This is a genomic window from Pseudomonas sp. BIGb0176 (genome assembly GCF_024810175.1).
Taxonomy (GTDB): Bacteria; Pseudomonadota; Gammaproteobacteria; order Pseudomonadales; family Pseudomonadaceae; genus Aquipseudomonas; species Aquipseudomonas protegens.
This window is the reverse complement of record NZ_JANUEC010000002.1, coordinates 588,019-612,091: the sequence shown is the minus strand read 5'-3', so window position 1 is coordinate 612,091 and position 24,073 is coordinate 588,019. Positions and strand designations below refer to the sequence as shown.

Here is a 24,073-nt window from a genome sequence, read left to right as displayed (position 1 = left end):
CCTCTTAACGACTACCGCGACGGCTCATGAACGCCAGGCGTTCGAGCAATTGCACATCCTGCTCGTTCTTCACCAGGGCGCCGGCCAGGGGCGGGATGGCCTTGGTCGGATCGCGCTCGCGCAGCACCGCTTCGCCGATGTTGTCGGCCATCAGCAGCTTGAGCCAGTCCACCAGTTCCGAGGTCGAGGGCTTCTTCTTCAGGCCCGGCACTTTGCGCACATCGAAGAACACGTCCAGGGCTTCGCTGACCAGGTCCTTCTTGATGTCCGGGTAGTGCACATCGACGATCTTCTGCAGGGTGGTGCGGTCGGGGAAGGCGATGTAGTGGAAGAAGCAGCGACGCAGGAAGGCGTCCGGCAGCTCTTTCTCGTTGTTGGAGGTAATGATGATGATCGGCCGCTGCTTGGCCTTGATGGTCTCGTCGATCTCGTAGACGTAGAACTCCATCTTGTCGAGTTCCTGCAGCAGGTCGTTGGGGAACTCGATGTCGGCCTTGTCGATCTCGTCGATCAGCAGGATCACCCGCTCCTCGGATTCGAAGGCCTCCCACAGCTTGCCCTTCTTCAGGTAGTTGCGAATGTCGTGCACCTTGTCCACGCCCAGTTGCGAATCGCGCAGGCGGCTGACCGCGTCGTACTCGTACAGGCCCTGGTGGGCCTTGGTGGTGGACTTGATGTGCCAGGTGATCAGCTTGGCGCCGAAGGATTCGGCCAGTTGCTCGGCAAGCATGGTCTTGCCGGTGCCGGGTTCGCCCTTGACCAGCAGCGGACGCTCCAGGGTGATGGCGGCATTGACTGCCAGCTTCAGGTCATCGGTGGCGACATATGCGCTGGTGCCTTCGAACTTCATCTGCAATTCCTCGAACGGTGACGGCGAGCTGCCCGGGGCAGGTCGATTGAATGGGGAGTGATGGCGCGACTATAACGCGCTGCCCGGTCGACTGTGAACGTGGACGCCCCATTCAGTCTCTGAATGGAGCGTCACGGGGTGACTCAGTCAGGCGAGGGCTTGGGTTGTTCGTAACGGGCATTGAAGGCCTGGATGAACCCATTGCGCAAAATCTGCAAAAACGCCTGGAACGCGCTGATATCTTGCTGGTGCACACTGCCGCTGAGTTCGACCCGGGTGGCAAACTGGTTCTTGCGCTGGTTCTTCAGGAGGTTTTCCCCGGCGCCCACCAGGGCCTCCCACACCGAGCGGAAAATGCTCTTGTTGCGGTTCTCCACGTCCTGCTGCCAGTTGAAGACTTCCACGTCCCGCAACAGCGGCTTGATATAGCCGTGCAACTGGCCCTTCTCGGCCTGGGCTTCGATCACCACGTCACCGTGCCCGGCATTGAAGTCGAACTTGCCGTAGGCCGAGGCGAAGTCGTTGAAGCGCTTGAGCTCGATATCCCGGGCCCGCAGGCGGAACTCGAAGTTCTCGAAGTTGCTCAAGGGGTCGAAGGTGGCGGTGCTTTCCATGGGCGCCTGGCCCTGGAGCAGGGCCTTGCCGTCGAAGCGCGCATCGCGCTTGCCCTGGGTGTCCACCACGTTGGTCAGGTTGTAGAAGCTGGCGTTGACCTGGGTCGCGCCGATGTTCACCGGCGGCTTGGAGCTGAAGTTGCGAAAGTGGATCTTGCCGTCATCGATCCGCAGTTCGTCGAGGGTGATGGGCAGCAGCTTGCCCAGTTGGGCTCGCCAGTCGGTGCCCTCACCGGTCTGCGATGCCTGCTTGTCGGCCCCGCCGTCGACGAAGTTCAGCTCCGGCTGGATGAACTGCACCTTGGCCACTACCGCGTGGTCGTACCACAGCGAATGCCAGCTCACCGAGAGGTCGATCAGCGGCGCCTTGACGAAGGGCACCGGCACCTTGCCGCTGACCTTGACGATCTCCAGGCCATTGATGCGGTAGGCGCCGCGCCACAGGGCCAGGTCGATGTCGCTGATGCGTCCGCGGTAGTCGCCCATGTCCGCCAGCTTGTCGTTCAAGTAGTCGCGCACCAGGTAGGGCAGGGCGATATGCAGGGCCACCAGCAGCACCACCAGGCTTGCCAGGACCCACAGGGGCCAACGGTAACGAGCTTTCATGATCAGCAGCCTCCAGCCGTATACAGGCATTGACTGCGTCCGTTGGCAGACGTTCGAGTCAATGTTCCCGGGGTGGCCTGGGGCGCAGGTTCGGGGAACGCAGGAGCCGGGCCATGAACTCGGCGTCGCTGATGTGTCTCTTGTATAGGCGCGACCGACCCGGCTGGCCCGGGTGTTGCGCGACTGGACGCTCAAGGGCGCCAGGCATACCCTTGGGGACTTCTTCACTGCTGCATAAGGACCCAGCCATGAGCCGAATTTTTGCTGATAACGCCCATTCCATCGGCAATACGCCCTTGGTGCAGATCAACCGCATCGCCCCGCGCGGGGTGACCATCCTGGCCAAGATCGAAGGGCGCAACCCGGGCTATTCGGTGAAGTGCCGGATCGGCGCGAACATGATCTGGGACGCCGAAAGCAGCGGCAAGCTCAAGCCGGGCATGACCATCGTCGAGCCCACGTCGGGCAACACCGGGATCGGCCTGGCCTTCGTCGCCGCCGCCCGTGGCTACAAGCTGATGCTGACCATGCCGGCGTCGATGAGCATCGAGCGGCGCAAGGTGCTCAAGGCCCTGGGCGCCGAGCTGGTGCTCACCGAGCCGGCCAAGGGCATGAAGGGGGCGATCGAAAAGGCGGCGGAAATCGTTGCCAGCGACCCGGCCAGGTACTTCATGCCGCAGCAGTTCGATAACCCGGCCAACCCGGCGATCCACGAAAAGACCACCGGTCCGGAAATCTGGAACGATACCGACGGCGCGGTGGACGTGCTGGTGGCCGGGGTTGGCACAGGGGGCACCATCAGCGGTGTGTCGCGCTACATCAAGAAGACCCAGGGCAAGCCGATTCTCTCGGTGGCGGTGGAGCCGGCGACTTCTCCGGTGATCACCCAGAAACTCGCCGGTGAAGAGATCAAGCCCAGCCCCCACAAGATCCAGGGCATCGGTGCCGGTTTCGTGCCCAGGAACCTGGACCTGGCGATGGTCGACCGGGTGGAGCTGGTGACCGATGAAGAGTCCAAGGCCATGGCCCTGCGGCTGATGCAGGAAGAGGGCATCCTCTGCGGCATCTCCTGCGGCGCGGCGATGGCGGTGGCGGTACGCCTGGCGGAAACCCCGGAAATGCAGGGCAAGACCATCGTGGTGATCCTGCCGGACTCCGGTGAGCGCTACCTGTCGAGCATGCTCTTCAGCGACCTGTTCACCGAGCAGGAAAACCAGCAGTAAGCACGGATCAGGCATTCGCCCGCATGAGCCGGCTTGCCGGCGAATGCTGACCCATATCAGGCCAGGGCCTGGCTGCTTATGCTACTTAACGCCTTTGTTGCATAACCGTTAACGCTGAATGTTGGGTTGTGCGGGTTTTTCCAGGACCCAGGAGTGTTTATCATTGCCGGCTGCCAGGTCGGGTGAACGCTCCCCCTACAGGTGCCTATTTCCAAGGAGTCGTTGCATGAGCTTTTCCTTTACCGCCAAGGTCGCGGTGTTGTCGCTGTTCGTCGGCAGCATTCTCTACGTGCACCTGCGCGGCAAGGCGCGTCTGCCGGTACTGCGCCAGTTCGTCAACCATTCGGCGCTGTTCGCCCCCTATAACGCCCTGATGTACCTGTTCTCCGGGGTGCCTTCCAAGCCGTACCTGGACCGCAGCAAGTTTCCCGAGCTGGACATCCTGCGGGACAACTGGGAAGTGATCCGCGAAGAGGCCATGCACCTGTTCGACGAGGGTTACATCCGCGCCGCCGAGAAGAACAACGATGCCGGTTTCGGTTCCTTCTTCAAGAAGGGCTGGAAGCGCTTCTACCTCAAGTGGTACGACAAGCCGCTGCCCTCGGCCGAGGCCCTGTGCCCGAAGACCGTCGAGCTGGTGAGCGCGATTCCCAACGTCAAGGGCGCGATGTTCGCGCTGTTGCCCGGCGGCAGCCACCTCAACCCGCACCGCGATCCCTTCGCCGGTTCCCTGCGTTATCACCTGGGCCTGTCGACCCCCAACTCCGACGCCTGCCGGATCTTCGTCGATGGCCAGGAGTACGCCTGGCGCGACGGTGAAGACGTGATGTTCGACGAGACCTACGTGCATTGGGTGAAGAACGAAACCGAGATCACCCGGGTGATCCTGTTCTGCGACATCGAGCGTCCGCTGAGCAGCCGCCTGATGACCCGCATCAACCGTTGGGTCAGCGCCCAACTGGGCCGCGCCACCGCGCCGCAGAACCTGGATGACGAGCGTGTCGGCGGGATCAACCAGGCCTACGCCTGGAGCAAGCGCTTCAGCGACAGCTTCAGTGGCGTGGTCAAGCAGTGGAAGCGCCGCCATCCCCAGCTGTACCGCATCCTGCGCCCGGTGCTGGCCGTGGTGGTGCTGGTAGTCCTGTGGAAGTGGCTGTTCGGATAAATCTTGCAATGAATATCGGGCGCTGGTTATATTCGGCGTCCGATGAGTCCACAGCGGCTCAGGTTTTTCCTCTCTCGAGAACCATCAGTACATGGCCTTTTCCCTCCTCAACGCGGTAGTGGTTTCAGCGGTCAACGCTGGCGTCGTGCCGTGCGGGAATCAGCAGCCTGTGCAGATCGGTCAGTACCCCCCACCTGTCAGTAGCACGCCGGTGTACGCAGTCGTATCACCGCCGGGCGTTGGCTTCTCGGGCTGATCAGCAACCGCTGCTGTTCCCTGCGCCCGCCTGAAAAAAACACTACTGAACTTCAGCCTCGGCTGAATTGGCTTCTTGCCTGATTACAGGTGGTTTTCATGTTGCTCATTTCAAAAAAGTCCGCGCTCGCGGCCGCTTCCACGAGCCTGTTCGTCCTGCTCTGGAGCAGTGGCGCCATCTTCTCCAAATGGGGCCTGGCCCACGCTTCACCCTTTGCCTTCCTGCTGCTGCGCTTCGTCATTGCCCTGATCGGTCTGATGCTGCTGGCGCCCCTGCTCAAGCTCAGGTTGCCCCGGGGGCGCCGGGCCATGGGCTTTGCCGTGGCCACCGGCCTGGTGCTGCTGGGGGCCTACCAGATCTTCTACATCCTGGCCCTGGACCTGAAGGTGACCCCCGGGGTCATGGCCACCATCATGGGGGTGCAGCCGATCCTCACGGTGGTGCTGATGGAGCGCCAGCGCTCCTGGAGCCGGCTGTTTGGCCTGAGCCTGGGGCTGGCCGGGCTGGTGATGGTGGTCTACCAGAGCATCGGCCTGGCGGGGATGTCCATCACCGGCATGCTGTGCGGGCTGCTGGCCCTGGTCAGCATGACCGCCGGTTCGATCATGCAGAAACGCATCACCGACAATCCCCTGGGCACGCTGCCGGTGCAGTACCTGGCAGGGCTGCTGCTGTGCGCGCTGTTCGTGCCGTTCCAGCCGTTTCACTTCGAGCACAGTGCAGGTTTCGTGATTCCACTGCTGTGGATGGGGCTGGTGGTGTCGGTGCTGGCCACGCTGTTGCTGTATCGGCTGATTGCCCAGGGCAACCTGGTGAATGTCACCAGCCTGTTCTACCTGGTGCCCGCGGTGACCGCGCTGATGGACTACCTGTTCTTCGGCAACCGCCTGGGGCTGCTGAGCCTGGTGGGCATGGGCCTGATCATCGTCGGGCTGGTGTTCGTGTTCCGCAAGCAGCCTTGACCGCCCTGGGCGGCGTGAGCTCTGCGCGCCGTCGCTGACGACACCGGCCGGGTGCAATGCCCGGTCGGTTGTTTTCCCTATTTATGGCATGAAGGGTCGACTTTTATGTCGAATGGTGGCCATATGGCATCATTGTCGAAAAGGTACTCGCCAACTGCATTGGGATAGGGCTTCAGCGCCGCGTGAGGCAGCTCGAAGAGTCGCCTGAGCAACGCTTGCAGGTGATTTTGATAACCAGTTGATTGGACTTCTTTTCTAATGCTTCCAAACAGTCCATCAGACTTTTCTCAAAAGCTAAAGCCCGTACCTAGACTGACGATACAGTCCTTACACACAAGGAGAGTCAGGATGAACGTAGCGCTTGCTTCCACTGCTTTGAGTCTGTTCCTTGGGCTATCGGGCAGTTGCCTTGCCGCCACTCCCTCAGGGCAAGGCATCATCCGTTTTTACGGCAAGATCGTAGAGTCCAACTGCACCTCCAATGCTGCCAGCGATGGGCTGAACTTGCGGCAGTGCCCTCAGGGCTCGCGTGGGGGATCCATTGACGTTCGGCGGGTCGGCCCGCTGGCCAGCGCCAGCGGCCCGGGAAACTCCGTAGTCAAGGTCAAGCTCCTGGCCGACAGCGGGCGCGAGGGGCGCTATTACGACCAGCACTATGCCGTTATCGACCAGGCAGGCAAGGCCGTGACCTCGGGCGCCTACCTGATCACCCTGAGTGTTCCTTGAAGCCGCAGCCGTCGGCAGCCTCTGGCCATAGCACGCCAAGCTGAGGGCCTGGCTGCCGCCCGATCAGCGATATGGCGCGGCGTAGCCGCCGCACCGTGGTCATGGCCGGGTCAGAACTGGTAGCTAGCGTTCAGGCGCAGGCCGTGCTCGCTGGACGCATCACCCAGTTGCGCGCTGTATGCGGCGCCCAGGCTCAACTCAGGGGTCAGCCTGGTTTCCACGCCCGTTTCGAGTACTGCACTGTTGCGTGAATAGGCCACGCCTTCGACACGGAAAGCATCACTTGCGTCGAAACGATAGGTGTTGGCCGGTGTAGCGCCGGCCAAGGCATGTTTCCAGCCGGCACTGGCAAAGAGGCTGAGCGACTTGCCGCTGTCCAGTGGCTTGCTGGCACTGGCACGCAACCCCAGGGTGGCGAACGTTTGTTGGTCCGAGACCTGTTTGGCGCTCAGGGCCGCGAGGCCCCCATGTTCCTTGAAGCCATCGCTCTTGACCTGCACGTGGGTCAGGTTGGCAAAGGGTTCCAGCTGTACTGAAGGGCCGAAGTCCAGGCGCCGGCCCACTTCACCGAACGCCTGCAGGATGCCGGCTTGATGGGTGGACTGCAGATGGTCGCTGTAGCCGGCAAAGTTCACCGAACGCTTGGCGTCGATCCGGCTCCAGGTGTAGGCCAGGCCGCCACGCAGGTCGAAGTCGCTGACCTGGGCCCCGCCATAGACCCCCAGGTGGATATTGTCGTTGTCGCTGGAAGCATCCCGTGACGAGCTTTTCAGTTCCGTTCGGCTGTAACCGGTTAACGCGCCGATATGACCGCTGTCACCGACCTGGGTGTCGACACCGGCGAGCACGCCCTGGGTGTCGCTGCGCAATCTGGCGACATTGCTGCCCCCCTTGAGCTCCCCCCAGTTGCCCAGCGTGGTGATCCAGGGGGTCAGGCCTGAATCGCTGTCACGGCTGGCGCCACTGTCCTGGGTGGCGGTCACCGAACGTAGGCGACTGTTTGCCGCGTCGCGGACCAGGCGGCTGTCCTGGATCAGCGCCGAACGGGTCGAACTGTGGAAATCCCCGGACAGTTGCTCGAAGGCCGCGCGGGCCTGGTGATCGTCGGGCAGGTAGGCGATGGCCTCGAATAGTTTGTTGTGCACCGGTGGCGTCAGAGCCGGTACGGCAGAACCCTTCAGGCTTTGCAGCGCAGTGGCCGTGGCGCGCTGGTTGCGCGAGAGGGCGGCGTCCTGGAACAGACGGGTCTGCTGTACATCCAGGTAGGCGTTGTGGCTGTCGTAGTTATCCACCAGATTGTAGAACGTCGAGACTCGGGTATCGCCGGTCAGGTTGTAGCGACCGCTCAGGCCCTGCTGGGTCGCGAGGATCAGGTAGCGCCTGTCCAGCTCGTAGCGGGCGCTGTCGAGCTTGTCGGCGTTGACGATGCTGCCGGCGTCCAGCCGCGCTGCGCCGTTCACCTGCAGTCGGTCGCTGGCGCCAGTGCTCAGCAGTTCGGTGTAGAAGGTCGAGCCGCTGTGCTGGTCCAGGTTGCCAGACACGGTGAGGGTGCCGATGTCGTTGCCCGGGGCCACTGTGGCATCGTCGTGCAGGGTGACATTGCCGACCTGGCCATTGCCGGCCAGGGTCGCGCCCGCATGCACGTCGGTGGAGCCACCGAGGGTGCCGTTGACGGCGAGGATACCGGCTTCGACCTGGCTCTGGCCGTGGAAGTTGGAACTGTCGCCGCTCAGTTCGGTGCGGCCGGTACCGCGCTTGTTGAGCGTACCGCTACCCGCCATTGAGCCCCCGAAGCGGTAGCTGTCGGCGCGGTTCAACACCAGGTTGCCGGGCGCATCGATCTGCACGTCACCGAGAATCGAGCCGCTGCGGCCGCCGCTTGTGCCGGCACCCAGTTGCAGGGTGCCGTTGCTGATCAGCGTGCCGCCGCTGTAGGTGTTTTCTGCGGTGAGCACGGTGGTACCGGTACCACGTTGCTCGACCGAGCCGCTACCGGAAATCACCTGGTCGTACTGGTACGAGTTGTTGCGATCGAACACCACCTGGCCATCGTTGCCGATATCGCTCAGTACTGCGCCGGCACTGCCGTTGTGGGCGCCGATGTGCAGGCTGGCGTTGCGATCGACCTGCACCTGTCCGGCCATGGCGTTGTTCAGCAGCAGTTCGCCACCCTGGACATGCAGTTCGCCGCTGAAGGTGCTGGAGTCACCGTTGAACAGGGTCTGTCCGGCGATGTGGCTGATGCGTCCATGGCCTTCGAAGCCGGCGTCGAACGAGTGGTCGCTGTCGCTATGGTTGAACTGGACCAGCCCCTGGCCCAGGCCGAAGATCACCCGTGCAGCATCCAGTTGGCCCGCAGCCCGAGCGTCAGCGGCATTGGCGCTGGCCGCCCCCACATAGAGCGCAGCGCTGGCGCTGGCGTCCCGGGCAATCTGCAGGGCGCCGCTGCCGACCCTGGCCTGGCCTTGATCGGCCAGCGTCAGGGCCGCCTTGCCGCTCTGGCCCAGGGTCATGTTGCCGGAGACGTTCAATTGGCTGCCTGCGCCACTGATGTTGATAGCGCTGGTGGCGCCCGGGTCGGCCGCCACAATGCTGTCCCGAGCGTTGACCTGAGCGCCGTTGCCGACGGTCAGCGAACCGTTGCCGGCACCGCCGACAGTCAATGTCTTGTCGCTGGTCAGGGTTGCGCCGCCATCGACGTTGAGCGCGCCAGATGCACCCTGCTCGGCGCTGATCAGAGCATTGCCCTGGGTGTGGGCTCGCGAGCCGCTGCCCAGGTTCAACTCGCCGGACCCGCTTTTGCCGACGATCAAGTCACCGGCTGTGCCCAGTCTTGCGCCGTTGTTGAATGAGGCCTTGCCCACGGCGCCTTGTACGCTGCCCAGGGTGAGTGCGTCGGCGATTTCCAGCCAGCCGTTGCCGCCCACATTCAACTGGCCCAGGCCATTGCTGCTGGTGCCGACGTTGAGACTGCCGATCATTTGTGCGCTATCCAATTGCGCGACATCGTTGGTTCCCCTGCTGAGCGGCCTGTCAACGTTGACGACTTCATTGCTGGCGGGAGCGCCTTTGCTCCAGTTGCCATTTCTTTCCCAGGCGTTGTCTTCGTTGACCCGATAGGCGTTGCCGTTCGGGTCGACTGCCAGGTGGTAGGCATCCCCGGTCCAGGTCGTCTCGGCAAGGACCGCGGGGGATAACGAACTCAGTGCTAGAGCAACAGCGGTCGTGGTACTGGCGTATTTGAAATGGTTCTTTTGCAACATTTTATTCTTCAAGGAGATGCCTGTTCAGTCGAGGGTTTGAAAACAACATTGAGCGTGTTGGCAAATAGCGTTGTGCAAGGGGGGAGTTACAGCGTTGGAGGGGCTAACTCTCGAGACGAAATAAGAACTATTGGGTTGTGAGTTGTCCTAGGCTCGTGCTGTAAAAAAGTCCGACTCGAGTGTTGTATTCATGCAAGTTCTGGCGGTGTTGGAACGGTCCGGGAAGTTGCAATGGGTTCGGTGGTTCAAAGAGGATAGGGGCGTGCTACAGGCAGGGGCAGAGGGGAGATGGAGTATTTCGGGGGAGTAAGGAATATCTGATTAAAGGCGCAGAATCGTCTTTGTTATTTGTAGGTTGTTTAAGTTGTTTTAGATTGGAAGTGTCTGATACTTGATTTCTGGATCAGTAGAATTTCATCTTTCCAGATTTTTTGCGGGGGAGTGTGGCGAGGATGGAAGTGTGTTTTAGATGAGGCGGTGGGGGGAGTGCTTGAAAGTTGTTTTTAACTTTCCTGGTTATTCCACCACCGCAGGTATCTGGGGGAGATCAGCGATCGGTCAGCTATTCGCTCGGGATGGCCCGGGGTCCCGGCCTGAGCACCAGCCACAGCGCGGCGGCAATCAGCGCGCCGCCATACAGGTGGGCCATGGACAGCGGCTCGTCTAGCAGCAACGCGCCCCACAGTACGCCGAATGGCGGGATCATGAAGGTCACGGTCATCGAACGCACCGGGCCGATGGCGCTGAGCAGGCGGAAATACAGCACGTAGGCAAACGCGGTGCAGCCCAGCCCCAGCCCCAAAAGCGATAGCCATACGCTCCAGCCACCCCAGCTGGGGGGCGGCTGGCTGATGGCGTTGTAGGCGAACAGCGGCAACAGCAGCAGGGTCGCTCCCAGCATGCTGCCCAGGGCCGACAGGCGGCTGTCCAGGCCGCCGGCCTGGTCCAGCCAGCGTCGGGCGAGGAACCCGGCGAAGCCGTAGCAGGTGGTGGCCATCAAGCAGGACAGGGCGCCCAGCAGCAGGTCTCGGTCGAAGGCCACGGGGCCGGCGCGAGTCAGGATGCCGACGCCGAGCAGGCCCAGGCAGACCCCGGCGAATTTGCTCGGGGTCAGGCGTTCATGGAAAAACAGGCCGCCGATCAACACCCCCATCAACGGCGTGGTGGCATTGAAGATCGCCGAGTAGCCGGCGGGCAGCACCTGGGCCGCCACCGAGTACATCGTCGCGGGTATCCCGGAGTTGATCACCCCGAGCAGCAGCACGGTCTTGAGCTTGCCACGAAAGTTCCAGTCGACCCGCATCAACGCCAGCATCACCAGCAGCCCGAGCGCGGCGATGGACACCCGGAAGAAGGCCGTGGGCACGCTGCCCAGCACCGGGGCGATGATGCGCATGAACAAGAAGCTCGCGCCCCAGATGGCGGCCAGCGACAGCAGGCGCAGCAGATCGACAGGTTTCACAGGAGGTTCCTTGGGTTCGGGGCGAGGGATCTTGCCCAGCGTGGCCGGGCATGGCAAACCTTATTGGCGCACGGGGCGAAGAAAACCCGCACCCCGATTGTTGCGTTCAATCCTGCGTTGCAGAGGCCTGGAGACAGAGCGACCGCCGGGTCATTTTTCGGCGTACATCCCATCACAAAAATACGCTTCTCTTCACCTCGTTTCACTGGCTAAGCTCTGGCATCGTAAATTCCCGCAGAGGTCTCTTTATGTCGCAGTCATGGCCCGCCGCCGATATCGCTCGAATGATCCTCGATGGCTTCGACGACTACCGCGAGCACTTTCGCCAGATCACCGACGGTGCCCGGCAACGCTTCGAGCAGGCGCAGTGGCAGCAAGCGCAAAAGGCCTCGGCAGCGCGGATCAACCTGTATGAAGAGAAGGTGGGCGAGACCGTGGCGCGTCTGCACCAGGCCTTCAGCACCGAGTCGCTGATGGATGTCAGCCAGTGGCCACTGGTGAAAAGCGCCTACATCAGCCTGATCGACCTGCGCTTTGACGATGAGCTGTCCGAGACCTGGTACAACTCGATCTTCTGCGGCCTGTTCAGCCACGACCTGATCAGCGATGGCTGCATGTTCATCCACACTACCCGGCCCAGCCTGCGCCGGGCCCGGGCCGCGCAGACCCGCAGCTACAAGCCCCAGGGCGAACTGGCGACGATGCTCGAACAGGTGTTCGCCGACTACCGCTTCAGCGAGGACTACGCCGACCTGCCGGGGGACCTGCGGCGCCTGGAGGCGCAATTGCGGGAGAACCTGCCGGACTGGGTGTGCAAGGACCCGGAACTGACCCTGGAACTGTTTTCCTCGGTGCTCTACCGCAACAAGGGCGCCTACCTGGTGGGGCGCATCTTCACCCATGAAGAACAGTGGCCGCTGGTGATCCCGCTACTGCACCGCGAAGGCCGGGGGATCCAGATCGACGCGCTGATCACCGACGAGGCGGACGTCTCGATCATCTTTTCCTTCACCCGTTCCTACTTCATGGTGGACGTGCCGGTGCCGGCGGAATTCATCGGCTTCCTCAAGCGCATCCTGCCGGGCAAGCACATCGCCGAGCTGTACACCTCCATCGGTTTCTACAAGCACGGCAAGTCGGAGTTCTACCGTGCCCTGATCAACCACCTGGCCAGCACCGACGATCGCTTCATCATGGCCCCCGGGGTGCGCGGCATGGTCATGAGCGTGTTCACCCTGCCGGGCTTCAACACCGTGTTCAAGATCATCAAGGACCGCTTCTCGCCGTCGAAGAACGTCGACCGGGCCACGGTGATCGAGAAATACCGGCTGGTGAAAAGCGTGGATCGGGTGGGCCGCATGGCCGATACCCAGGAGTTCGCCGACTTCCGCTTCCCCCTGAGCAAGTTCGACCCGGCGTGCCTTGAGGAACTGCTGGAAGTGGCGCCCTCCACGGTGGCGGTGGAAGGCCAGACGGTACTGATCCGCCACTGCTGGACCGAGCGGCGCATGACCCCGCTCAATCTCTACCTGGAGCATGCCAACGAAGCCCAGGTGCGCGAGGCCCTGGAGGACTACGGCCTGGCGATCAAGCAGCTGGCGGCGGCCAACATCTTCCCCGGCGACATGCTGCTGAAGAACTTCGGCGTCACCCGCCATGGCCGGGTGGTGTTCTATGACTACGACGAAATCTGCTTCCTCACCGAAGCCAACTTCCGCCACATTCCGGCCCCCCGTACCCCGGAAGATGAAATGGCTTCCGAACCCTGGTACTCCATCGGCCCCCACGACGTGTTCCCCGAGGAGTTCCCGCCGTTCCTGTTCGCCGATGCCGGCCAGCGCAAGCTGTTCGACCAGTTGCACGGCGAGCTGTACAACGCCGATTACTGGAAGGGCCTGCAGGAGGCCATCCGCGCCGGCAAGGTGATCGATGTCTTCCCTTACCGGCGCCAAGGCCTGGAAGACGAATAAATAGACGTGCAGGAGCCGGCTTGCCGGCGAGGGCGTCCTCACCGGCCCCTTCGCCGACAAGCCGGCTCCTACGTATTGCATGGACTTTTCTGCGACAATCGCGCCCTGCCTAAATAGACGACCCTTGCGTACCTGATGACTGACGAATCGCCTGCAATCGACCAACTGCTGAAAAACCTCGATCAAGCCATGCTCGGCGACCGTCACCGGTTGCGCCGGCAGTTGCTCGAACTGCGCAAGAAGCCAGACGAGGCCAAGCTCGCCCAGTGGCTGGAGCGCATGCAGGCTTCCTGCAACCTGGTGACGGCGCGGCGCCAGAGCGTGCCGCAGATCCGCTATGACGACAGCCTGCCGATTGCCGCCAAGCGCGACGAGATCAAGGAGGCGCTGCTCAAGCATCAGGTGCTGATCATTGCCGGCGAGACCGGCTCGGGCAAGACCACCCAGTTGCCGAAGATCTGCCTGGAAATCGGTCGTGGCCAGCATGGCCTGATCGGCCATACCCAGCCCCGACGGATTGCCGCCCGCAGCGTGGCCAGCCGGGTCGCCGAAGAGCTGGCCACGCCCCTGGGCTCGCTGGTGGGCTACCAGGTGCGCTTCGAGGACCAGAGCGATTCCAGCACCCTGATCAAGCTGATGACCGACGGCATCCTGCTGGCGGAAACCCAGAACGATCGCTACCTGGAACGCTACGACACGATCATCGTCGACGAGGCCCACGAGCGCAGCCTGAATATCGACTTCCTCCTCGGCTACCTCAAGACCCTGCTGCCGCGGCGCCCGGACCTGAAGGTCATCATCACCTCGGCGACCATCGACCTTGAGCGCTTCTCCAAGCACTTCGATAACGCGCCGATCGTCGAGGTCTCCGGCCGCACCTTCCCGGTGGAAACCTGGTATCGCCCGTTGACCCTGGAACAGGACGAGGAGGGCAACCGGGTCGAGGACGACCTCACGGTGGACCAGGCGATCCTCGCCACCCTGGATGAAATCGCCGCCCATGAACGCAGTGAAAGGCGCAGCCCCGGGGACGTGCTGGTGTTCCTGCCCGGCGAGCGGGAGATCCGCGACGCCGCGGAGATGCTGCGCAAGGCCCAGCTCAAGCACACCGAGATCCTGCCGCTGTACGCGCGCCTGTCGCCGGCCGAACAGCAGCGCATCTTCCAGTCCCACCCGGGCCGCCGCGTGGTGCTGGCCACCAACGTCGCCGAAACCTCGCTGACCGTGCCGGGCATCCGCTACGTGATCGACAGCGGCACTGCGCGCATCAGCCGCTACAGCTACCGGGCCAAGGTCCAGCGCCTGCCCATCGAGGCGATTTCCCAGGCCAGCGCCAACCAGCGCAAGGGCCGTTGCGGCCGGGTCGAACCGGGGATCTGCGTGCGCCTGTACAGCGAGGAAGATTTCCTCGGCCGGCCGGAATTCACCGACCCGGAGATCCTGCGTACCAACCTGGCGGCGGTGATCCTGCAGATGCTGCACCTGCGCCTGGGGGAAATCACCGCCTTCCCGTTTATCGAACCGCCGGATGGCAAGGCCATCAGCGACGGTTTCAACCTGCTGCAGGAACTCTCGGCAGTCGACCGCAACAGCCAGCTGACACCACTGGGCCGGCAACTGGCGCGCCTGCCGGTGGATCCGCGCATGGGCCGCATGCTGCTGGAAGCGGCCAAGCTCGGCAGCCTCCAGGAAGTGCTGATCGTCGCCAGCGCCATGTCGATCCAGGACCCCCGCGAGCGTCCGCCGGAGCGCCAGCAGGCCGCCGACCAGGCCCACGCCCAGTGGAAGGACGTGGATTCGGACTTCGCCGGGCTGGTCAACCTGTGGCGCGGCTTCGAAGAACAGCGCCAGGCCCTCACCGCCAGCCCGCTGCGCAACTGGTGCCGCAAGAATTTCCTGAACTACCTGCGCCTGCGCGAGTGGCGTGATTCGCACCGGCAATTGAGCCTGATCTGCCGCGACCTGCAACTGAGCCTGAACAAGGAGCCGGCGGACTACCCGAAACTGCACAAGGCGGTGCTGGTAGGCCTGCTCAGCCAGATCGGCCAGAAGACCGAAGACGGCGACTACCTGGGGGCCCGCCAGCGGCGCTTCTGGATCCACCCGTCCTCGGGCCTGGGCAAGAAGCGCCCGCAATGGCTGATGACCGCCGAGCTGGTGGAAACCACCAAGCTCTATGCGCGCATGGTGGCCAAGATCGAGCCGGACTGGATCGAGCCCCTGGCCGGCCATCTGGTGAAGAAGAACCACTTCGAGCCCCATTGGGAGAAGAAGCGCGGCCAGGTAGTGGCCTACGAGCAGATCACCCTGTTCGGCCTGATCGTGGTCGGCCGCCGGCCAGTGCATTACGGCCCGGTGGACCCGGTGGTGTCCCGCGAGCTGTTCATCCGCGAGGCCCTGGTGCGTGGCGAAATCCAGTCCAAGGCCAAGTGCCTGAGCGCCAACACCCAACTGCTGGAACAGCTCGATGCGCTGGAGGCCAAGGCCCGGCGCCGCGACATCCTGGCCGACGAGGAAACCCTGTTCGCCTTCTACGACGCGCGCCTGCCAGCGGAGATCCACCAGACCGCGACCTTCGACAGCTGGTACCGGGTGCACAGCCAGAAGAACCCGCAGTTGTTGATCATGCGCGAGGAAGACGTGCTGGCCCGCGAGGCCAGCGAGGTCACCGCCAAGCAGTACCCGGACACCCTGCATATCGGTGACCTGGAACTGGCCCTGAGTTACCACTTCGAACCCAACCATCCCCGGGACGGCGTGACCCTGCGGGTGCCAGCGCCGCTGCTGCCGGCACTGCCCGCCGAACGCCTGGAATGGCTGGTGCCGGGGCTGATCGAGGCCAAGTGCATCGCCCTGGTGCGCAACCTGCCCAAGGCCCTGCGCAAGAACTTCGTGCCGGTGCCGGACTTCGTCAAGGCCGCCCTGCAGCGCATGGTCTTCGCCGAGGGCTCCTTGCCCCAGGCCCTGGGCCGCGAGCTGCTGCGCATGACCGGTACCCGGGTCAGCGACGAGGCCTGGAGCGAAGCCGAACAACAGGTAGAAAGCCACCTGCGGATGAACCTGGAAATCGTCGACGCCCAGGGCAAGTTCCTCGGCGAAGGCCGCGACCTGGCCGAACTGACCGCGCGTTTCGCCGAAGCCAGCCAGGCTGCCCTGGCGGTGCCGCAGACTGCCAAGAGCCAGCAACCGGTGCAAGCCAAGGTATTTGCCGCGGTGGCGGAAAAGACCCAGCAGAAGATCGCCGGGCTGTCGATGACGGTGTACCCGGCCCTGGTGGAGGAGGCGGGTACGGTCAAGGAAGGGCGCTTCTCCACCGCTGCCGAAGCCGAGTTCCAGCATCGCCGGGCCTTGCAGCGCCTGCTGTTGCAGCAACTGGCCGAGCCGGCCAAGTTCCTGCGGGGCAAGTTGCCGGGCCTTACCGAGCTGGGCCTGCTGTACCGCGAACTGGGCCGGGTCGATGCGCTGGTGGAGGACATTCTCCTGGCCAGCCTCGACAGTTGCATTCTTGAAGGCGAGGCCGTGCTGCCTCGGGATGGCGCGGGCCTGGCCTCCCTGGCCGAGCGCAAGCGTGGTGCCTGGACCGAGCACGCCGAGCGCCTGGCACGCCTGACCCTGGAGATCCTCAAGCTCTGGCACGGCCTGCAAAAGCGCTTCAAGGGCAAGATCGACCTGGCCCAGGCCGTGGCCCTCAACGACATCAAGGCCCAGCTGGCGAACCTGGTGTACCCGGGCTTTGTCCGGGAAACCCCGGCCCTGTGGCTCAAGGAACTGCCGCGTTACCTCAAGGCCGTGGAACTGCGCTTCGAGAAACTCGGCAGCCAGGTGCAGAAGGACCGGGTCTGGAGCAGCGAGCTCTCGGGCCTGTGGAGCCAGTACCAGACCCGGGCCCAGAAGCATGCCCAGGAAGGCAAGCGCGACCCGCAGCTGGAGCTGTACCGCTGGTGGCTGGAGGAGTACCGGGTGTCCCTGTTCGCCCAGCAGTTGGGGACCAAGGTGCCGATTTCCGACAAGCGCCTGAGCAAGCAGTGGAGCCTGGTCGACGCCTGATCTAAAGCCCTTCGCAGGCGCTGGCGTGCCAGCGAAAGCGCCGCCAGGGGCGGCACAGGGTTGACTCCGTCGATCTTGCAGTTGCGGCGAAATGGCGGAGGTTATGGCAAACTCCGCCGTCATAAATGCCGGCCCCGGCTTTCTGCATCGCAGGCAGCCTGGGCGGATCGGAATAAAGCGATGCCAGAAACGGCTCCCTTGGCGGGAGTCGTCCCTTTACGGTTTGGCACGTGAGTGCCAATACCTTCTGCCTCAACACATTAGAGGAACGACCGTGCACAACGTCGTCATCAGCGGCACCGGCCTGTTTACCCCGGCCAACAGCATCTCCAACGAAGAGCTGGTGGAATCGTTCAATACCTACGTCCACCAGTTCAACAGTGACAACGCTGCCGCCATCGAGCGCGGCGAAGTGCAGGCCCTGACCGAATCCAACGCCGCCTTCATCGAAAAGGCCTCGGGCATCAAGAGCCGCTTCGTCATGGACAAGGACGGCATCCTCGACCCGCAGCGCATGGCTCCACGCCTGCCGGAACGCTCCAACGACGAATGGTCGGTACTCTGCCAGATGGCCGTGGCCGCCGCCGAGCAAGCCCTGCAGCGGGCCGGCAAGACTGCCGCCGACATCGACGGGGTGATCGTCGCCTGCTCCAACCTGCAGCGCGCCTACCCGGCCATCGCCATCGAAGTCCAGGCCGCACTGGGCATCCAGGGTTTTGGCTTCGACATGAACGTGGCCTGCTCCTCGGCGACCTTCGGCATCCAGGCGGCCTGCAACAGCGTGCAACTGGGCCAGGCCCGGGCGATCCTGATGGTCAACCCGGAAGTCTGCACCGGGCACCTGAACTTCCGTGACCGCGACAGCCACTTCATCTTCGGCGACGCCGCCACCGCGGTGGTCATCGAGCGAGCCGACCTGGCCACCTCCGAGCACCAGTTCGACATCGTCAGCACCAAGCTGCTGACCCAGTTCTCCAACAACATCCGCAACAACTTCGGCTTCCTCAACCGCGCCGCGGAAGAGGGTATCGGTGCCCGCGACAAGCTGTTCGTCCAGGAAGGCCGCAAGGTATTTCGCGATGTATGCCCGATGGTGGCCGAGCTGATCGCTGCGCACCTGGAAGAAAACCAGCTCAACGTCAGCGACGTGAAGCGCTTCTGGCTGCACCAGGCCAACCTCAGCATGAACCACCTGATCGTCAAGAAGCTCCTGGGCCGCGAAGCCTCGGTGGAAGAAGCGCCGGTGATTCTCGACACTTACGCCAACACCAGTTCGGCGGGTTCGGTGATTGCCTTCCACAAGTACCAGGACGACCTGGCCAGCGGTTCCCTGGCCGTGCTCAGCTCCTTTGGCGCCGGTTATTCGATCGGTAGCGTGTTGCTGCGCAAGCGTTGATTCAGGGTTGGGGTGTGGCGTCGGGCGGGATTGGCGCGTCACACCCCCTCAAACCTGCATGATTGAACGAGGCACGAATGGCCGCTGCTGATGACACGCAACTGCTAGAGCGCCTGTTGGCGGGCGAACAAAAGGCTTACAAGGAACTGGTCGGCACCTACCAGAGCGCCATGCGCGCCGTGGCCTACGCCATTGTCGGCAACCGCCACGCCGACGAAGTGGTACAGGACGCCTGGCTGTCGGTGGTGCGCAACCTGGCGGGTTTCCAGGGGCGTTCCAGCCTCAAGACCTGGCTGCTGACCATCACCGCCAACGCGGCCAAGAGCCGCTACAAGCAGAACCGCCGGGAAGTGTTGCTAGACGATCTGCCGGCGCCCCATGGCACCGTGGGTGATGAGCGTTTCTCCTCCAGCGATGGTCACTGGCTGGTGGCGCCTTTCGCCTGGCACGAAGACACCCCGGAGGCCCTGCTGACCGAGTCCGAACTGCGTGACTGCCTGGAGCACACCTTGCTCAGCCTGTCGGAGTTGCAGAGCAGTGTCCTGCTGTTGCGCGAACGCCAGGGCCTGGAGCTGGAAGAGATCTGTAACCTTTTGGGGCTCACGCTCTCCAATGTCCGGGTACTGCTGCACCGGGCGCGTCTGAAGGTCTTCGCCACCGTGGAGCATTTTGAGGAAACCGGCCAATGCTGACCTGCAAGGAACAAGTGGCACGATCCAGCGATTATCTCGATGGCCAGTTGAGCTTTCGCGAGCGCTTGATGGTGCGCCATCATCTGTTGTTCTGCCCCAACTGCCGGCGTTTCATTCGCCAGATGCGCCTGCTCCAGGCCACCTTGCGGGTGCTTCCGGAGCCGCCCCTGGAAGGTCTCGACGAACTGGCCGAGCGTCTGGCCGCCGAGCGCCAGAACCACCGCTGATCCTGCCTCCCCCATGGCTCGGTAGCCGCTGTCGAGCCCCGGCGAGGCTGCGAAAAGGCCCTCAGGGCCTTGCTTGACGGTCTCCCGTCGAACCTCCAGCGCCCTCAGGATCGCGGCGTCTCCTACAGAGCCGTTCGCCGCCTCGCCGGGGCTCGACGGCTACAGACGCCACATGAAACTGTCATCCGATCAAAGGTGACAGTGTTCTTGTGTCCCCCTATTCCCCCGCAAAACCCAGGGCAAAGGCTCTAGTACAGGCTTTTTGCCTTATTTCATTTCGAAGTAAAAAAGTTCCCCTGTAATCAAATCTTTATCTATTAGCAACCCGGCTGAAATAACCCCTCGCCAAGATTCCCACCCAACACCAGCGGGCCAACCCCGCGTGTTTTCCAACGCTACAGACCACCAATTAGGGGAACTCTTCGATGATCCGTAAGCACTTCGCCGGTTTTGCCGCCAGCGCCCTGGCCCTGGCAGTAACCGCCCAGGCTTTCGCTGGCACCGTCACCACCGACGGCGCCGATATCGTAGTCAAAACCAAGGGCGGCCTTGAGGTTGCTACCACCGACTCCGCGTTCAGCTTCAAGCTGGGCGGTCGTCTGCAAGCCGACTATGGCCGTTTCGACGGGTTCTACACCAAGAATGGTGACAGCGGCGACGGCGCGTACTTCCGCCGCGCCTATCTGGAATTGGGCGGCACCGCCTACAAGGATTGGAAATACCAGATCAACTACGACTTCTCCCACAACTCGGGCACCGCCGATGACGGTTACTTCGACGAGGCGTCCATCTCCTACGTCGGCTTCAAGCCGGTGACCCTGCGCGCCGGCCGCTTCGACGAAGACTTCGGCCTGGAGAAGGCCACCAGTTCCAAGTGGGTTACCGCCATGGAGCGTAACGCCGCCTACGAGCTGGCCGACTGGGTCAACTCCCACGAGAACGGCATGGGCCTGCAGGCCAGCTCGGTGGTCGCCGACATGGCCTACCTGTCCGGCAGCGTGGCGGCCAAGGACATCAACGACAAGGACGGCGACAGCGTCAAGCAGTTCAACGCCCGTGCCGTGTTCGCCCCGATGCACGAGACCGGCAACGTCCTGCACTTCGGTCTGGACTTTGCCAGCCGTGATGTGAGCGACACCGCTTTCGACTCGCGGATCCGCCCACGCCTGGGCGTGCGTGGTATCGCCACCAACGGCGGCAACGATGCCGGCACCAACGGCAACCGTGCCACCTTCGGCGGCGGCGCCGGCCTCAACGCGTCGAGCCAGACGGCCGTTGGCGCCTATGACAATGACCGGGTGTTCGGCGGTGAATTCGCCTTCGCCACCGGCCCGTTCTCGGCCCAGGCGGAATACCTGACCCGCAAGCTGCAGGCCGACAGCAACGCCTACAAGGACGTCAAGGCCACCGGTTTCTACGGCCAACTGGCCTATACCCTGACCGGCGAGGCCCGGGTGTACAAACTCGACGGCGCCAAGTTCGACACCATCAAGCCCGAGAACAAGCAGTACGGTGCCTGGGAAGTGTTCTACCGCTACGACAACATCAAGGTCGATGACAAGAACGTCGTAGCCGCCACCGCCACCCGTGACGTCGGCGATGCCAAGGCCACCATGAACACCATCGGGGTCAACTGGTACGCCAACGAGGCGATCAAGATTTCCGCCAACTACATCAAGGTCAACACCGACAAGATCACCAACAACGTTGGCGATGACAGCGGCGATGCCCTCGTAGCCCGTGTGCAGTACGTGTTCTAAGGCTGTTGCAACACCCAGGTAGAGCTCTTTCTCATCCGTTATAGCTCCTCTCGTTTTTAACCCCGCCCCGGCGGGGTTTTTTTTGCCCGCTGCACGGGCGCCTCTCAAGGGCAGGCGGTTTCGTGCAGGTACAGCCACTGCGCCGCATCGCCCTGCACGCGAATGATCGCCAGGGACAGGCGCGCGCTTTCGACCTGGCCCAGGCGGTGGGTTTCCTTGTAGTGGATCGCCGCGCTCTGGCCTTCCTGCCACACACAGCGCACCTGGCTGATGCTGATTTCCAGACCGGGGCGTTGGCCCAGGCCTTCGCGAAACAGCTGTTCCACCTGCTCGCGGCCGACCATGGCGCCGCCGGTGGTGACCATCTGGAAGTCTTCGGCGAACAGCCCCAGCAAGGGATCGATGCAGGCCTCGGCATCCCCGCGCTGGTTGGTGAAGACGCTGTGAATCAGTTGGTGAATCCAGTGCACGCTGTATTGCGCCTGTCTAGCGATCGAGTTGGGCATGGGAGGCCTCGGGTGGTGGGAGTCGGTTCAGGGTCAACAGGGGTAGCAGGCCGGCTGCGGCGGCCAGCAAAAGGCTCAGGTGGTAGGCGCCGGTGACGCCCCGATAACCCAGCAGCAGGTTGTAGAGCATCAACAGCAAGGCCGCGCCGAGGCTGAAGGCCATCTGCCGGTTGATGTTCCAGATCACGCTGGCCTTGTGCGTATCGGCGCCGTCGAAGTCCAGCAGGGCGGTGGTCTGCGCGGTATTGGCACCGGCGCCGCCGCCCAGGCCCATCAGCAGGTAGGCCAGGCTGATCAGGGGCAGATCGGCCAGCGAATCGACCCCGTACAGGCTGGCGATGCCGGCGCTGTGCAGCACCAGGGCGATGGCGAACAGCCGTGCGGCGCCCAGGCGATTGTACAAACGTCCGCAGGCGAGCATCGCCAGCAGTGCGCCGGCGGCATACAGCAGCATGAACATGCCGCTGTGCTGGGCGCTCAGGTGCAGGCTCTCCTGAAGGAAGAACAGGCTCAGCAGATTGACCCCGGTGAAGAGCCCGGGGATCGCGTGATAGATAGCCACCGACAGGCCCAGGCGCGGATTTTTCAGCAGCCGCAGTTCGACGATGGGCCGGGCGCAGGCCCGACAGTGACGCCGGTAGCACTCGGCCAATAGCAGGCCGGCAACCAGGCCCGGTGCGGCCTGATGGGCCGGGTAGCCGCTGCCGTACAGCGACATGCCGAGCAACAGGCAGCCCAGGCTCGCAGTCACCAGCAGCAGGCCGCGCAGGTCCGGGCGCGGCGGTGGCGCCGAGCGCTCGGCGTTGATCCAGCACCAGGACAGCAACGCCGCCAGCAGCGACAGCGGCAGGCTGGCGAAGAACACCCAGCGCCAGGAACTGTGGTCGACAATGGCGCCACCCACCGTGGGCGACAGCGCTGGCGCCAGTAGCGCCACGGCCATCACCAGGGTGGAGATCCGCGCCCGTTGCGTGCCCTGGAACAGGTTGAAGGTCAGTGCCTGCCCCAGGGGAATCAGCAGGCCGCCGGCCATGCCCTGGACCAGCCGCCAGAACACCAGTGGCATGAAGCTGTCGGCCAGCCCGCACATCAGCCCGGCAACGCTGAACAGCAGCATCGAGGCGCAGAGCACCTGGCGGTTGCCGAAACGCGCCGCGAGCCAGGTGCTGATGGCGATCACCAGGGTCAGGCCGAGGATGTAGGCATTGGCGACCCAGGCCACGGCGGCGCTGGACACTTGCAGTTGGGCGGCGATAGTGGGCAGGGCCACCGCCGACATGAAAATGTTGACGCAGTCGATGAAGAATCCGAGAAGGAATACCACCGCCACTTTGTATCTGTAAGTCATGCCGTCTCCCTTTTGGCGCGCAGCTTAGGGAGCTTGGGGGCAGGGTGTCGAGGTGCCTATACTTGACGCATTGTTTAATGGGATTTGACAGTGAGCGAAAATTTTCACGGCCAGCTGCACCGGGTACAGACCTTTCTTGTGGTGGTGGACTTCGGCTCATACACCCGCGCCGCGCAGTACCTGGGCATCAGCAAGGCCATGGCCAGCCTGCACATAAAGGCCCTGGAGCAAGCGCTGGCGAGCACCTTGCTGATCCGCACCACGCGGCAGGTGACACTGACCGAGACCGGCCAGGCCCTCTACGACGAGTTCAAGGGGATTGTCGCCAATATCGACACCGCCTTCGACAATGTGCTGCACGGGCGCGACCGGGTCAGTGGCAAGTTGCGTATCAGCTCCACGGCGGAGTATGCCGAGACGTTCGTGTTGCCGATCCTGCCGTTGTTCACCGCGCGTTATCCCGAGGTGCGCCTGAGTTATCACTTCAACTCGTCGTTGAATGATCTGGTGGCGGAAAAGCTCGACCTAGTGATCCGCCTCGGGCACCTGGCGGACTCGGGGTTCAAGGGGCGCCAGCTGGCGGACTACGCCATTGTCCTGGTGGCCAGCCCGGCGCTGCTCAAGGACCGGCAGGTGACGCAGCCTGAAGAGCTCGATGCCTGGCCCTGGATTGGCAACAGCAACCTGGGCGGGCCGCCGGGCTGGACCTTCAGCCATCCGCGCCGTGGCGAGGTGGAGGTCAAGGTCAGCCCCGGGCACGAGTCCAACTCGGCGACGGCGATTCGCGCCATGGCCCTGGCCGGCCTCGGGCTGGCGGTGCTGCCAGAGTGGATGGTCCTCGATGACCTGGGCAACGGCCGGCTGGTGCGGGTATTGCCCGAGTACCGGCTGGCCACGCAGCCGGTGCATGTGCTGTTTCCCAACAGTGCGCACCTGCCGCGCAAGTCCCGGGTGTTCATCGACTTTCTGGCGGAGCACCTGGGGCGCTAGCGCTGCGGCG

General features: G+C 63.3%; 17 protein-coding genes. 11 read left to right on the top strand and 6 right to left on the bottom strand.

The window, feature by feature from the left end:
- Positions 1–4: 4 nt before the first annotated feature.
- Positions 5–850, bottom strand: a complete 846-nt coding sequence (locus M2395_RS13660) for a MoxR family ATPase (RefSeq protein WP_011059855.1) — start codon at positions 848–850, stop codon at positions 5–7.
- Positions 851–993: 143 nt separating this feature from the next.
- Complete coding sequence (locus tag M2395_RS13655; protein ID WP_065364374.1) at positions 994–2,070, bottom strand: DUF748 domain-containing protein; 1,077 nt, start codon at positions 2,068–2,070, stop codon at positions 994–996.
- A gap of 248 nt (positions 2,071–2,318) precedes the next feature.
- Between M2395_RS13655 and cysK the strand changes: the two genes are divergently transcribed.
- The 4 genes from cysK (at position 2,319) to M2395_RS13635 (ending at position 6,402) form a co-directional block, all read left to right on the top strand.
- Complete coding sequence (cysK, locus tag M2395_RS13650; RefSeq protein ID WP_011059857.1) at positions 2,319–3,293, top strand: cysteine synthase A; 975 nt, start codon at positions 2,319–2,321, stop codon at positions 3,291–3,293.
- A 226-nt stretch (positions 3,294–3,519) separates the two neighbouring features.
- Entirely contained in the window at positions 3,520–4,458 is a 939-nt protein-coding gene (locus tag M2395_RS13645) for an aspartyl/asparaginyl beta-hydroxylase domain-containing protein (protein ID WP_053149623.1), read from the top strand.
- A gap of 354 nt (positions 4,459–4,812) precedes the next feature.
- A complete protein-coding gene (locus tag M2395_RS13640) occupies positions 4,813–5,676 on the top strand; it encodes a DMT family transporter (RefSeq protein ID WP_019093320.1) in 864 nt (287 codons plus the stop codon).
- A 348-nt stretch (positions 5,677–6,024) separates the two neighbouring features.
- Positions 6,025–6,402 (top strand): hypothetical protein, encoded by a 378-nt coding sequence (locus M2395_RS13635; RefSeq protein WP_053156843.1) that lies wholly within the window; start codon positions 6,025–6,027, stop codon positions 6,400–6,402.
- Positions 6,403–6,512: 110 nt separating this feature from the next.
- On the opposite strand, the gene M2395_RS13630 is transcribed toward M2395_RS13635, so the two are convergent.
- Both M2395_RS13630 and M2395_RS13625 read right to left on the bottom strand, forming a co-directional pair.
- A complete protein-coding gene (locus tag M2395_RS13630) occupies positions 6,513–9,665 on the bottom strand; it encodes an autotransporter domain-containing protein (RefSeq protein WP_233447051.1) in 3,153 nt (1,050 codons plus the stop codon).
- Positions 9,666–10,227: 562 nt separating this feature from the next.
- A complete protein-coding gene (locus M2395_RS13625; RefSeq protein ID WP_077933554.1) occupies positions 10,228–11,127 on the bottom strand; it encodes a DMT family transporter in 900 nt (299 codons plus the stop codon).
- A 248-nt stretch (positions 11,128–11,375) separates the two neighbouring features.
- Between M2395_RS13625 and aceK the strand changes: the two genes are divergently transcribed.
- From aceK to M2395_RS13595, 6 genes are all read left to right on the top strand, one after another.
- The gene (gene aceK / locus M2395_RS13620) at positions 11,376–13,097 is read left to right on the top strand and encodes a bifunctional isocitrate dehydrogenase kinase/phosphatase (RefSeq protein WP_011059868.1); all 1,722 of its coding nucleotides are present in this window, start codon (positions 11,376–11,378) and stop codon (positions 13,095–13,097) included.
- A gap of 135 nt (positions 13,098–13,232) precedes the next feature.
- Positions 13,233–17,144, top strand: a complete 3,912-nt coding sequence (gene hrpA / locus M2395_RS13615; RefSeq protein WP_123430226.1) for an ATP-dependent RNA helicase HrpA — start codon at positions 13,233–13,235, stop codon at positions 17,142–17,144.
- 274 nt (positions 17,145–17,418) lie between these two features.
- Complete coding sequence (locus tag M2395_RS13610; protein WP_019093329.1) at positions 17,419–18,540, top strand: beta-ketoacyl-ACP synthase III; 1,122 nt, start codon at positions 17,419–17,421, stop codon at positions 18,538–18,540.
- A gap of 77 nt (positions 18,541–18,617) precedes the next feature.
- Entirely contained in the window at positions 18,618–19,232 is a 615-nt protein-coding gene (locus M2395_RS13605) for an RNA polymerase sigma factor (RefSeq protein WP_011059871.1), read from the top strand.
- Positions 19,226–19,459, top strand: a complete 234-nt coding sequence (locus M2395_RS13600) for an anti-sigma factor (RefSeq protein ID WP_011059872.1) — start codon at positions 19,226–19,228, stop codon at positions 19,457–19,459. The genes M2395_RS13605 and M2395_RS13600 overlap by 7 nt, the downstream gene beginning before the upstream one ends.
- A 425-nt stretch (positions 19,460–19,884) precedes the next feature.
- Positions 19,885–21,219 carry an OprO/OprP family phosphate-selective porin gene (locus M2395_RS13595; RefSeq protein WP_011059873.1) on the top strand — a complete coding sequence of 445 codons (1,335 nt, stop codon included), beginning with the start codon at positions 19,885–19,887 and terminating at the stop codon, positions 21,217–21,219.
- Positions 21,220–21,323: 104 nt separating this feature from the next.
- Here the strand turns inward: M2395_RS13595 and M2395_RS13590 are convergent, their stop codons facing one another.
- Together M2395_RS13590 and M2395_RS13585 are read right to left on the bottom strand one after the other, a co-directional pair.
- Positions 21,324–21,725 carry a nuclear transport factor 2 family protein gene (locus tag M2395_RS13590; protein WP_026019998.1) on the bottom strand — a complete coding sequence of 134 codons (402 nt, stop codon included), beginning with the start codon at positions 21,723–21,725 and terminating at the stop codon, positions 21,324–21,326.
- Positions 21,706–23,073 carry an MFS transporter gene (locus tag M2395_RS13585; protein WP_011059875.1) on the bottom strand — a complete coding sequence of 456 codons (1,368 nt, stop codon included), beginning with the start codon at positions 23,071–23,073 and terminating at the stop codon, positions 21,706–21,708. The genes M2395_RS13590 and M2395_RS13585 overlap by 20 nt, the downstream gene beginning before the upstream one ends.
- A gap of 84 nt (positions 23,074–23,157) precedes the next feature.
- On the opposite strand from M2395_RS13585, the gene M2395_RS13580 reads away from it, so the two are divergent.
- A complete protein-coding gene (locus M2395_RS13580; RefSeq protein WP_123430227.1) occupies positions 23,158–24,063 on the top strand; it encodes a LysR family transcriptional regulator in 906 nt (301 codons plus the stop codon).
- Positions 24,064–24,073: the final 10 nt, after the last annotated feature.

Bases quoted from the DNA above. Each gene is read 5' to 3' on its own strand.
- aceK (WP_011059868.1), top strand. From the start codon at position 11,376: ATGTCGCAGTCATGGCCCGCCGCCGATATCGCTCGAATGATCCTCGAT.
- M2395_RS13655 (WP_065364374.1), bottom strand. From the start codon at position 2,070: ATGAAAGCTCGTTACCGTTGGCCCCTGTGGGTCCTGGCAAGCCTGGTG.
- M2395_RS13585 (WP_011059875.1), bottom strand. From the start codon at position 23,073: ATGACTTACAGATACAAAGTGGCGGTGGTATTCCTTCTCGGATTCTTC.
- M2395_RS13635 (WP_053156843.1), top strand. From the start codon at position 6,025: ATGAACGTAGCGCTTGCTTCCACTGCTTTGAGTCTGTTCCTTGGGCTA.
- M2395_RS13595 (WP_011059873.1), top strand. From the start codon at position 19,885: ATGATCCGTAAGCACTTCGCCGGTTTTGCCGCCAGCGCCCTGGCCCTG.
- M2395_RS13590 (WP_026019998.1), bottom strand. From the start codon at position 21,725: ATGCCCAACTCGATCGCTAGACAGGCGCAATACAGCGTGCACTGGATT.
- M2395_RS13645 (WP_053149623.1), top strand. From the start codon at position 3,520: ATGAGCTTTTCCTTTACCGCCAAGGTCGCGGTGTTGTCGCTGTTCGTC.
- M2395_RS13660 (WP_011059855.1), bottom strand. From the start codon at position 850: ATGAAGTTCGAAGGCACCAGCGCATATGTCGCCACCGATGACCTGAAG.
- M2395_RS13630 (WP_233447051.1), bottom strand. From the start codon at position 9,665: ATGTTGCAAAAGAACCATTTCAAATACGCCAGTACCACGACCGCTGTT.
- M2395_RS13640 (WP_019093320.1), top strand. From the start codon at position 4,813: ATGTTGCTCATTTCAAAAAAGTCCGCGCTCGCGGCCGCTTCCACGAGC.
- hrpA (WP_123430226.1), top strand. From the start codon at position 13,233: ATGACTGACGAATCGCCTGCAATCGACCAACTGCTGAAAAACCTCGAT.
- M2395_RS13605 (WP_011059871.1), top strand. From the start codon at position 18,618: ATGGCCGCTGCTGATGACACGCAACTGCTAGAGCGCCTGTTGGCGGGC.
- cysK (WP_011059857.1), top strand. From the start codon at position 2,319: ATGAGCCGAATTTTTGCTGATAACGCCCATTCCATCGGCAATACGCCC.
- M2395_RS13600 (WP_011059872.1), top strand. From the start codon at position 19,226: ATGCTGACCTGCAAGGAACAAGTGGCACGATCCAGCGATTATCTCGAT.